Origin of the sequence: Brevundimonas sp. UBA2503, from assembly GCF_002341485.1 — a bacterium.
GTDB lineage: Bacteria > Pseudomonadota > Alphaproteobacteria > Caulobacterales > Caulobacteraceae > Brevundimonas > Brevundimonas halotolerans.
Genome location: NZ_DDOD01000011.1, coordinates 101377 through 110692 on the forward strand (window position 1 = coordinate 101377; position 9316 = coordinate 110692).

General features: G+C 66.3%; 13 protein-coding genes. 5 read left to right on the top strand and 8 right to left on the bottom strand.

Translation table 11 applies throughout. The features are described from left to right. Positions 1–2: 2 nt before the first annotated feature. The 5 genes from B4K74_RS05990 to B4K74_RS06010 form a co-directional block, all read right to left on the bottom strand. A complete protein-coding gene (locus B4K74_RS05990; protein ID WP_286692178.1) occupies positions 3–809 on the bottom strand; it encodes an inositol monophosphatase family protein in 807 nt (268 codons plus the stop codon). 93 nt (positions 810–902) lie between these two features. Then, the gene (efp, locus tag B4K74_RS05995; protein ID WP_123288379.1) at positions 903–1469 is read right to left on the bottom strand and encodes an elongation factor P; all 567 of its coding nucleotides are present in this window, start codon (positions 1467–1469) and stop codon (positions 903–905) included. A gap of 99 nt (positions 1470–1568) precedes the next feature. Further along, a complete protein-coding gene (locus tag B4K74_RS06000) occupies positions 1569–2072 on the bottom strand; it encodes a tryptophan-rich sensory protein (RefSeq protein ID WP_123288380.1) in 504 nt (167 codons plus the stop codon). Between the two features lie 54 nt (positions 2073–2126). After that, complete coding sequence (gene bfr / locus B4K74_RS06005) at positions 2127–2627, bottom strand: bacterioferritin (protein ID WP_123288381.1); 501 nt, start codon at positions 2625–2627, stop codon at positions 2127–2129. 161 nt (positions 2628–2788) lie between these two features. Further along, a complete protein-coding gene (locus tag B4K74_RS06010; protein ID WP_123288382.1) occupies positions 2789–2974 on the bottom strand; it encodes a (2Fe-2S)-binding protein in 186 nt (61 codons plus the stop codon). 121 nt (positions 2975–3095) lie between these two features. Between B4K74_RS06010 and thiE the strand changes: the two genes are divergently transcribed. From thiE to B4K74_RS06025, 3 genes are all read left to right on the top strand, one after another. Further along, complete coding sequence (thiE, locus tag B4K74_RS06015; RefSeq protein WP_123288383.1) at positions 3096–3746, top strand: thiamine phosphate synthase; 651 nt, start codon at positions 3096–3098, stop codon at positions 3744–3746. A 67-nt stretch (positions 3747–3813) separates the two neighbouring features. Beyond that, a complete protein-coding gene (locus tag B4K74_RS06020; protein ID WP_123288384.1) occupies positions 3814–5502 on the top strand; it encodes a sensor histidine kinase in 1689 nt (562 codons plus the stop codon). Positions 5503–5556: 54 nt separating this feature from the next. Next, a complete protein-coding gene (locus B4K74_RS06025; protein ID WP_164462030.1) occupies positions 5557–6219 on the top strand; it encodes a hypothetical protein in 663 nt (220 codons plus the stop codon). On the opposite strand, the gene B4K74_RS06030 is transcribed toward B4K74_RS06025, so the two are convergent. The 3 genes from B4K74_RS06030 to B4K74_RS06040 form a co-directional block, all read right to left on the bottom strand. Next, positions 6216–6671 (bottom strand): YkgJ family cysteine cluster protein, encoded by a 456-nt coding sequence (locus B4K74_RS06030; RefSeq protein ID WP_286692179.1) that lies wholly within the window; start codon positions 6669–6671, stop codon positions 6216–6218. The two genes, B4K74_RS06025 and B4K74_RS06030, sit on opposite strands and share 4 nt — an antisense overlap. Before the next feature lie 122 nt (positions 6672–6793). Then, complete coding sequence (locus tag B4K74_RS06035) at positions 6794–7519, bottom strand: ABC transporter permease (protein ID WP_286692180.1); 726 nt, start codon at positions 7517–7519, stop codon at positions 6794–6796. Continuing rightward, positions 7519–8448 carry an ABC transporter ATP-binding protein gene (locus B4K74_RS06040; protein WP_286692181.1) on the bottom strand — a complete coding sequence of 310 codons (930 nt, stop codon included), beginning with the start codon at positions 8446–8448 and terminating at the stop codon, positions 7519–7521. The genes B4K74_RS06035 and B4K74_RS06040 overlap by 1 nt, the downstream gene beginning before the upstream one ends. An 86-nt stretch (positions 8449–8534) precedes the next feature. Here B4K74_RS06040 and B4K74_RS06045 point away from each other — a divergent pair, with 86 nt between their 5' ends. Beyond that, the gene (locus B4K74_RS06045; protein ID WP_286692182.1) at positions 8535–9035 is read left to right on the top strand and encodes a DUF2975 domain-containing protein; all 501 of its coding nucleotides are present in this window, start codon (positions 8535–8537) and stop codon (positions 9033–9035) included. Further along, positions 9036–9275, top strand: coding sequence for a helix-turn-helix domain-containing protein (locus B4K74_RS06050; RefSeq protein WP_286692183.1), 240 nt, complete (start codon positions 9036–9038; stop codon positions 9273–9275). It begins immediately after the preceding gene. Positions 9276–9316: the final 41 nt, after the last annotated feature.

Genomic DNA, 9316 nt, shown 5'->3' on the forward strand with positions numbered 1-9316 from the left:
GATCAGGTCGCGCGCAGGATGGCGGCGATCTGGGGGTGCAGGTCCGAGTTGGCGACCAGGATCTGCTGGCCGTCATGGACATTGCCGGCGCCGTCGATGGTGGTGGCCATGCCGCCCGCTTCGGTCACGAACAGCAGGCCCGCGGCCACGTCCCAGGGCTTAAGGTTGCGCTCCCAGAAGGCGTCGTAGCGGCCGGCGGCCACCCAGGCGAGGTCCAGCGCTGCCGATCCCAGACGGCGGATGCCGGCCACCCGCTGGCCCATGGCGTGGATGTCCTTGATCGCCTGGGCGTGGCCGGTCTTGCCCATGAAGGGCAGGCCGGTGCCGATCAGGCATTGGCTGAGGTCGCGACGGCCGGTCACGCGGATGCGCGTGTCATTCAGATAGGCACCCTTGCCCTTTTCGGCCCAGAACAGCTCGTTCATCACGGGGTTGAAGGTGACGCCCGCGACGATCTCGGCGGTGCCATCGGGCGCGCGCCGCTCCAGCGCCACGGTGATGGCAAAGTGGGGCATGGCGTGGACGAAATTGGTGGTGCCGTCGATCGGGTCGACGATCCAGGTGTGCGACTTGTCCGTGCCCTCGATCATGCCGCGTTCCTCGCCGAGGAAGCCGTAGCCGGGGCGCGCCTTGGTCAGCAGCTCGAACAGGGTCTGTTCGGCCTTGATGTCGGCGGCGGTGACGAAATCGGCGGGCCCCTTGCGCGAGACCTGCAGCTGGGCGACCTCGCCAAAGTCGCGCAGCATCGGCCGGGCGGTCTTGCGGACCGCGTCGATCATGGTTTGCAGAAGGGCAGAGGCGAGGGCCATGGGGAATCTCCTGGTCCGCATGTCCTGAAAGGCTTCCGGCCCGGAGATGCGGAGAAGTTCAAAAAAGGGAGCGGTCCGGCTGGACCGCCCGGATCAATCCGCGCGGCGGACGTATTCGCCGGTGGTGGTGTCGACCACGATCTTTTCGCCGACGCCCATATAGGGCGGAATCATGATGCGGACGCCGTTGTTGGCGATGGCCGGCTTGTAGGACGAGGAGGCGGTCTGGCCCTTCACGGTCGGCTCGGTCTCGACGACTTCCAGATTGACCTGGTCCGGCAGGGAGAGGCCGATCGGGCGCTCCTCGTGCATCTCGATGACGACCTTCATGCCTTCCTGCAGATACGGGATGCGGTCATCGCCGACCCAGTCCTTCTGCAGTTCGATCTGTTCGTAGGTCGCGTCGTCCATGAAGACGAGGCTGTCGCCGTTGTCGAACAGATAGGAGAAATCCTTCTGTTCCAGGGTGACGCGCTCGACCTTGTCTTCTGACCGGAAGCGCTCGTTCAGCTTGTTGCCTGTCTCGAGGTTCTTGGCCTCGACGTTGGCGAAGGCGCCGCCCTTGCCCGGCTTGACGTGGCTGGCCTTGGTCACGACCCAGAGGCCGCCGTTCACTTGCAGGACCATGCCGGGCTTGATGGTGTTGCCGTTGATTTTCATCGAATGTCGCTGGGGTTGGACTGCGCGCGCGCAGGCGTGAAATTTGGACGCGACCCCTACAGGGGCGACGGTCAAAGGGCAAGCGGGCGGAATGTTGCGTCAGTCGGGCTGGATGCGGTTCGCCAGCCGGACGCCGGACCCGAGCGGAGAGGCCATCTTGCCGGCCCGGGTGTCCATCTGGCGGGCCTCGTGGGCGAAGGCGGCCGCCATGCCGGCGGACGACATGGCTGCGGCGATCTGCAGCCCGCGACTGGTCGGACGCAAGGCGATCCACACAGCGTTGAGGGCCTGGGCCGCCGCCCAGAAGCCGAGGGCGCGGGTGCGCTCGGGGCGGGCCGGGGCATTCCAGACGCGCAATGCCGACAGGGTGGTGGCCGAAAACATGGCGGGCAGGATCAGGCCCAGCGAGCCGCGCGGCCGCTCGGTCACCGGCTGGTCCGTGCCGCCTGTGGGGCGTGGTTTGACCGATATGTGAGCAAGGGCTGTCGCGGCCACCGCAAAGCCGAGCGTCAGCCCGAGACCGAGCAGCACATGGCTACCGTCCCGGTCACGAGCGTTGATAAGATTGGTCGCCTTGTCGTGTACGTCGTCGAGATCGAACATCCAGTCTCCTCCAGCCACACGAGAGGAATGGGTCGAACCGCCGTCTGTTCCCGATCAGTTGCCCGTGGCGCCGCCGTCGGTGACGATCTCTTTCATCGCCGACTGCAGATAGTTCTGGGCACCCATGAGCTCGATCAGCTTGTGCTGGTTCTCGAGGAAGTCGATGTGCTCCTCGGTATCCGACAGGATGCGCATCAGCAGGTCGCGGCTGACGTAGTCGCGGGCTTCCTCGCACTGGGTGACGGCGGCCGAGGTCGCCTTGCGGCTGTCGAGCTCAAGCTGCAGGTCGGCGCCCAGGCATTCGATGGGGTCCTCGCCCACCTTGAGCTTATGCAGATCCTGCAGGTTCGGCAGGCCGTCGAGGAACAGGATGCGTTTGATCAGCATGTCGGCGTGCTTCATCTCGCCGATCGATTCCTCGTAAACGACGTTTCCGAGGTGCGACAGGCCCCAGCTTTCGAACATGCGGGCATGCAGGAAATACTGGTTCACCGCCGTCAGTTCGTTGGTCAGGACCCCATTGAGGGTGCGGATGATCGCGGGATCGCCCTTCATGGCCGAGGCCTTTCGTATTCGGGGCGGGGCCACGCGTGGGGAATCGCCCGCCGTTGAAGCAGAGCCACAGCCTAGCACACCGAACGGCGGCTCTCAAAAATAATCTGCGTTTTCAGTAAGATGAGAACGACTTTGCGTGTCGATCTCGAGAGGCCCAGCGGCTATTCGGCGGCCATGGCCCAAGACTCGCGCGTTTCCTGAATCATCTGGCGCATTTCACAGACGCATTTGGCGCACTGGGCGCTGCACTGATGGTGGGCAAAGACGTCGCGGGGACGGGTCGCGCCCGAGTCGATCGCACGGGCGACGTCGCGCTGCCTCAGGCCGTTGCAGTTGCAGATGTACACGGAGCGCACACGCCGGATTAGTTGATAACGCCTCGCTATAGCACCAATCGCGGCGACTGCAAATCGTTCGCACGCACGATGCGACGTTGACGAATGCGGTGCGGCGTCGCACTTGCCGGGAATGAGCAAGACCACCGTCCCCGCCCGTCCGCCGTGTCGGCTGTATCTGATAACGCCGCCCGCCGTTCCTGACCTCACGGCCTTTGCCGGGCAGTTGGCACAGGCGCTGGAGAGCGGGGATGTGGCGGCGTTGCAGATCCGGCTGAAGGATGTGCCGGACGCCGAGGTGCGCCGCGCGGTCGAGGTGCTGGCCCCGCTGGCGCAGGCGCGCGACGTGGCGGTGATTCTGAATGACCGCGCCGATCTGGCGAAGGTGACGGGTTGCGACGGCGTGCACCTGGGGCAGCAGGACGGGTCGGTGGCCGAGGCGCGGCGGCTGCTGGGACCGGACGCGATGATCGGGGTGACCTGTCACGACAGTCGCCATCTGGCCATGGAGGCGGCCGAGGCGGGGGCGGACTATGTGGCCTTTGGCGCCTTTTACCCGACGGCGACCAAGGCGGTCGAACACACCGCCAGCCCGGATGTGCTGACGATCTGGCAGGAGACGATGGAGATCCCCTGCGTGGCGATCGGCGGGCTCAATGCGACAAACGCCGGTGCCATGGCCGCGGCCGGGGCGGACTTTGTGGCGGTCAGCGGCGCAGTGTGGTCACACCCCGGCGGACCGGCAGAGGCCGTGCGTGCCCTCAACGCGGCTCTTCGCGGTTGAGCTTCAGGGGATATTAAAGGGCAGCGATTAAGCATCACGGGCTGTTTGTGTCATGTGGACAAGTCGAATGCCCGTCAGCCCCGCGCTGGATATCTCTAAGCCTGTGAAGGCGGCCTCCGACAAGAGCGCCGCGCGCGCCGTCACAGAACGTGTCCACGAACCTGTGTTTTCACAGCCTCTGGTGCCGATCCTGACAGCGGTCGGGGTGGCGTTGCTGATTGTACTGTCGATCACCTTTGCCCGAACAGCAGGTCTCGTGGCGGCCCTTTGGGGGGCCGGTGGCCTTGCGACCGTTGTCTGGCTGAGAACGTCACGCGGGCCGATCTACGACCTGGCGTACGGCGGATTGATCGCGCTGGGCATTCTGGTCGGCGAGTTTCTGGTCGGCAATCCACCGCTGCTGTCGGTCATGTTCACCGTCGCCAATATGGTGGAGATCGTGCTGGCGGTGACGCTGGCGCGGCGGTTTGCGCCGGGGCTGAACCTGAGCACGGTCGAGGGATGCGCCCGGTTCCTGCTGAGTGCCGCGGTCGTGGCGCCGATTCCGGCGGCCCTGTTCGCCTCGCTGTGTCTTTACGCGATGAGCGGCGCGGATATCGCCGCGTCCTTCCAGACCTGGTGGTTCGGCCATGCGCTGGGACTGGCCGTCATTGGGACGTTTGGCCTCGCCCTGACCCGCACCCATATGAATGTGCTGCGGCGACCGTGGAAGCTGGCCGAGACGCTGATCCTGCTGGGCCTTCTGACGATGGCCTCCTGGGCGGTGTTCTGGTTCGCCACGGTGCCGATGAGCTTCGCCATGTTCCCCTTGCTGATCTTGATCGCGGTGCGACTGAGGATCCTGGGCATAGCCACCAGCCTGCTGATTGTCACCCTGACCGCTGTGGGAAGCGCCATGCTGGATCATGGACCCTTTGCCATGCACGGGTCAGATATCGCCGGCAGGGCGGTGCTGGCGCAGGTCATGATGCTGCTGGGCTTCATGCCGATCCTGCTCGTCGCCGCCCTTCTCGAAGAGCGGGACCTTCTGGCAGATCGCGCCAAGGCCGGTCAGGTTCGGGCCGAGCGCGCCTCGGCGGCCAAGTCGCGGCTGCTGGCCAATGTGGCCCATGAGATCAAGAGCCCGGTTGGAGGCGTGATCGGCATCGGCGAACTGTGGAAATCCGGCCAGATCGGCGAGGTGACCGATACCCAGCGGGACATGGCCGACATGCTGGTCAAGACCGCCCGTCAGGTCGAGGCCCTGGCCCATGACCTGCTGGACGTAGCCCGCGCCGAATCCGGGGCGGTCAAGGTCGACCTGCGCCCGACCGACGTACACGGTGTGCTGGACGATGTGGCCCGCGTGACGGCGCTGCGGCCCGAAGCCGCAGGCGTGCGGATCGAGCTGGAATGTGCAGTTGACGGCATGGTGGCGCTGGCGGACTCCCAGCGTCTGACCCAGGTGATCGGCAATCTGGCCAGCAACGCCGTGAAATATGGCGCCGCGGGCGGCGTTGTGATCCTGAAGGCCCGTCGTGTCCCGGGTGGCGTTCGCATCGAGGTCATCGACCGCGGCCCCGGTCTGTCGGCCGACAAACAGGCGCAGTTGTTCGAGCCCTTCAACCGTCTGGGTCTCGAACGGTCCGCAATTGAGGGGCACGGCATCGGCCTGGCCCTGGCCAAGCGGCTGGTCGAACTGCAGCGCGGTGACATCGGCGTAGTGTCCGAGCCGGGCCAGGGCGCAACCTTCTGGGTGGAACTCCAGGCCGCCTGATCTCGACAGAAGTGCGGACTTGCGCCCGGCGTGGCGTCGGGGGATGGTCGGACCATGAACGCGCTCGATCTCCTCACCCGCCCTCATGCCCTTGTCGGCCTTGGACTGGCTGTAGGTCTGGTGTTCGCCCCCGCTGCGGTTCTCGCTCAGGACGCGGACGGCGACGACATTACCCGCGACCTTAACAGCGGCCCGCCGGTCGCCATCGCGACCCCGCCAGCACCGGAGCCTGAGCCAGAGGCTGAGGCCGAGGCCGCGCCCGAGACAGAGCCGGCAGTCGTCGTCGAGGCCGAGGCAGAACCCGCGGAGGCCCCTGCCGAGGCTGCCGAGCCCACTGCACCGCCTGAGCCTGAGCCCGTTGCCCTGACCGTGTCCGAGCGCCTCGTCCTGCCGTTCCGGGTCGCCATGCCGGAGGGCGCGGGCCTGTATCCCGGACGGTCGGGTCCCGAGTTCGACATCTTCTCGGTCCGGCGCGAGGGCCGTGGTCTGTTGATGATCTATGTCGGTCCACAGTCGCAGTTCCCGATCTACAGCGGTGAGCAACGCGAACGGGCCGGCCGCCGGTCGATCATTGTCACCGAGAACGGTCGGACGCTGGCGCTGGAGCATCTGTATCGGCTGCGCGACGGCGTCGAACTGCACGTCTGGGTCTCAGCCGTCAGTGACGAGGATCGGGCGCTTGCCGATGCGATCGGCCAGACGGTCGAGCCGCGCTAACCCGCACGCCGTACCGGTCGGGTCTGGCCATCGGGCAGCAGCCGCAGACCCGCGCGCCCCGTCATGACCAGAACCTCCTGCCCCTGACCGGCCCACCGTTCCAGCGTGGCCTGATAGGGCGCGCGCCGCCAGTCGTGCGGGCGGGCCGGGTCGCATTCGACGATCAGCCGCCCCCCTCCGGCTTCGCTGTGCAGGACAAAGCCGCAGACGGACGGCTTCCAGTCGGCATCGAGCGCCTCGGTCAGCAGCCACAGGCAGTTGAAAATTCGGCAGTCCGCAGGCCGGTCGTCATAGATGCGGCACCCTTGGGCTTTTTTGAAATGGGTGCACCAACGACCCGCCGGTTTGTCCAGCGCGGTCACACCCATCAGCTTGCAGCACAGGCCGCAGTCATCGCAGGAGCGGGCAAGGGGGTCGGGCAGGGGGCGGCCTTGGAGCAGAATTCGCCTCAAGACTTGCCATGAGGGGGGCGAATCCGCAAACCTGAGAATGACTATCAATTACGACTCGGGAGGCGGCCATGATCCTGATGATGGCACCGGCGGGCGGACTGGCGCGGTTGCTGGACTTCGACCTACAGCACCTCGCGCAGCGACAGGTGCCACAGCATAAGGGCCAGCAGGACCAGACCCCCGCCAAAGCCCAGTCCCAGAGCGGTCTGCAGGCGCCAGCCCTCGGTCGCCAGCATATTGACGGGCATCTGCCAGGGCAGGAAGACGCCGACCTTTGCGGCAGTGGCGACGACGGCAAAGAAGGTCCCGCCGATTCCGACCACCAGCCCGGGCACAAAGCTGGACCAGCGGAGCGCGATCCAGAGCTGGATCACCACGACGAGGGTGGCGGCGAGATACATGCGACCCAGAGCCGTCAGGTAGGCTGAGGCGTCGAAGACACCCGTCGGGGCCAACTCGGGCTTGATCACGACGGCCAGCTTTACGGCCGCCCAGGTGAAGGCGAAGACGCCGACACTCATTGCGGCCAGCACCAGAAAAACGCTGAGGATCTTGGCGGCATAGAGCGTCCAGCGCGTCAGGGGCAGGGCCCGCAGATGGTCCCAGGTGCGAGGACCGTGCTCCATATGGGCAATCAGGGCCGTGAGGGCCGTAACGCTCATGGGCAGCATGAAGAAGGCCCAGATTCCGGCGGCGCTGACCATCCACATGTCCCAGGGTTGGGCGGTCTTGCCCCGCAGGATGTTGAAGAAGGTAAAGACAGCGATCAGGCCCGGCGCGGCGATGGCCAGGGCGGCGGCCAGCGAGCGGTTGAGCTTACGCAGTTCGACGGTCAAGACACGGAGCATCAGGCGGCTTCCTTCTGAGCTGGCGGGGTCAGGGCGGTGATGTCGCGGTAGATGGTCTCGAGCGAGCGGGCCTGTGGGGTCAGTTCGTGGACGCCGATGCCGGCCTCCACGAGGCCGCGGTTCAGCGCGCGGGCGGTCTCGCGGACATCGGCGCCCGGGGCCAGGGTGATCCGGTCGCTGTCCGGGTCGGGCGTGAGGCCCATGCTCAAAATCAGCGCGCGGGCCCGGTCCGGGGCGTCGCAGCCGAGCCGTAGTTGAGGAGCCTGACCGGCGCGCAGGGTCGCCAGATCGTCCTGCAGCACCAACCGACCCTGATGAATAATGCCGACGCGGTCGGCGACCTGCTCCACCTCGCCCAGCAGGTGGCTGGAGAGCAGCACAGTGGCGTTGGCGCGGGCAGGGAGGGTCCGCAGAAAGTCGCGCATGTCGGCAATACCGTCGGGATCGAGGCCATTGGTCGGCTCGTCGAGGATCAGCACTTCGGGACTGCCCAGCAGGGCCCGGGCGATCCCCAATCGCTGGCGCATGCCCAGCGAATAGCCGCCGACCCGGCGACCGGCGTCAGGGGTCAGGCCGACGATATCGAGCACCCGGTCCAGCTCGGACCGCCTGAGCCCCAGCAGTGACCGCGTCAGGTCCAGATTCTCGCGACCGGACAGGTGGGCGTAAAAGCCATGCGCCTCCAGCAGGGCTCCCACGCAGCGGGCGGCGCCCAGCCGGTCGGCTAGCGCATCCCTCCCGGCGATGTAGATCGTGCCGGCATCAGGACGGACCAGTCCCAGCAGCATCTTGAGCGTGGTGGTCTTGCCCGCCCCGTTTCGGCCCATGAAGCCATAGACGCAGCCCCGGGGGACCGAGAGGGATACGCCATCCACGGCCAGGGTTGGGCCGAAGCGGCGACGCAGGTCGCGGGTTTCAATAGCAAGCATGTCGACGTCTCGTGATTTAACTCTTATATAAAGTTGTCGACGACGGAAATTTAAGTCAAGATTAAAGTTCAGACAGGGAGAGCCCGATGAGTTCCGACGATCTGGCCCGGTTTCGGGCGCGTTGCCGCCAGTTCCAGCTGCTGGCCCGGTTCATGGTGATCAGCGTCGGCAGCCTGCTGGCGCTGATGCATCTGATCGCGCCCCTGTGGCTGCGCCTGCGGGGCGACGCCGTCCCCTACGCCCGGGATGTCGTCAGCTCGGTGATCTGGGTCATGCCGGCCGTCTGTTACCTGGCGGCGGTATGGATGATCGGGCGGGCGCTGGGGCAGTTGTCGAAGGGGCGACTGATCCAGCCGACGCTCGCGCTGGCGCTTCGCAATGTCGGGCTGGCTCTGGGGATTGGCGGGGTCTGGAGTGTGTTTGTGGTCACCAATCTGACGCGGATCATCCACGGCGGGCAGGGCGGCTGGCTGCATTTTGATGTCAGCGGCATGACGCTGGGCATGATCGGCGGCGCGCTGTTCCTGCTGGGCCGGGTACTGGGTCAGGCGGCCGATGTGCAGGCCGAGCTGGACGAGATGATCTGAATGCCCGTTCGCGTGACCCTGGATGCCGTTCTGGCCGAACGCGGCCGCACCGCCCGTGATCTGGCGGCCGAAGTGGGGCTGAGCGAGACCCAGATGTCCCTGTTCCGCTCGGGCAAGGTCAAGGGCATCCGCTTTTCCACCCTCGCCCGGCTGTGCGCGGCGCTGGGGTGCCGCCCCGCTGACCTGCTGGACTATGAAGCCGACCCCGCCGATCTGAACGGGCCGGACGAAAACGACTGAGGGCGCGTCCCTTGCGGAACGCGCCCCCGGCCTTGATGGCA

Coding starts and splice junctions, on each gene's coding strand:
- B4K74_RS06020 (WP_123288384.1), top strand. CDS start 3,814: ATGCCCGTCAGCCCCGCGCTGGATATCTCTAAGCCTGTGAAGGCGGCC.
- B4K74_RS06000 (WP_123288380.1), bottom strand. CDS start 2,072: ATGTTCGATCTCGACGACGTACACGACAAGGCGACCAATCTTATCAAC.
- B4K74_RS06025 (WP_164462030.1), top strand. CDS start 5,557: ATGAACGCGCTCGATCTCCTCACCCGCCCTCATGCCCTTGTCGGCCTT.
- B4K74_RS06050 (WP_286692183.1), top strand. CDS start 9,036: ATGCCCGTTCGCGTGACCCTGGATGCCGTTCTGGCCGAACGCGGCCGC.
- B4K74_RS06035 (WP_286692180.1), bottom strand. CDS start 7,519: ATGCTCCGTGTCTTGACCGTCGAACTGCGTAAGCTCAACCGCTCGCTG.
- bfr (WP_123288381.1), bottom strand. CDS start 2,627: ATGAAGGGCGATCCCGCGATCATCCGCACCCTCAATGGGGTCCTGACC.
- B4K74_RS06040 (WP_286692181.1), bottom strand. CDS start 8,448: ATGCTTGCTATTGAAACCCGCGACCTGCGTCGCCGCTTCGGCCCAACC.
- efp (WP_123288379.1), bottom strand. CDS start 1,469: ATGAAAATCAACGGCAACACCATCAAGCCCGGCATGGTCCTGCAAGTG.
- B4K74_RS06045 (WP_286692182.1), top strand. CDS start 8,535: ATGAGTTCCGACGATCTGGCCCGGTTTCGGGCGCGTTGCCGCCAGTTC.
- B4K74_RS05990 (WP_286692178.1), bottom strand. CDS start 809: ATGGCCCTCGCCTCTGCCCTTCTGCAAACCATGATCGACGCGGTCCGC.
- thiE (WP_123288383.1), top strand. CDS start 3,096: ATGAGCAAGACCACCGTCCCCGCCCGTCCGCCGTGTCGGCTGTATCTG.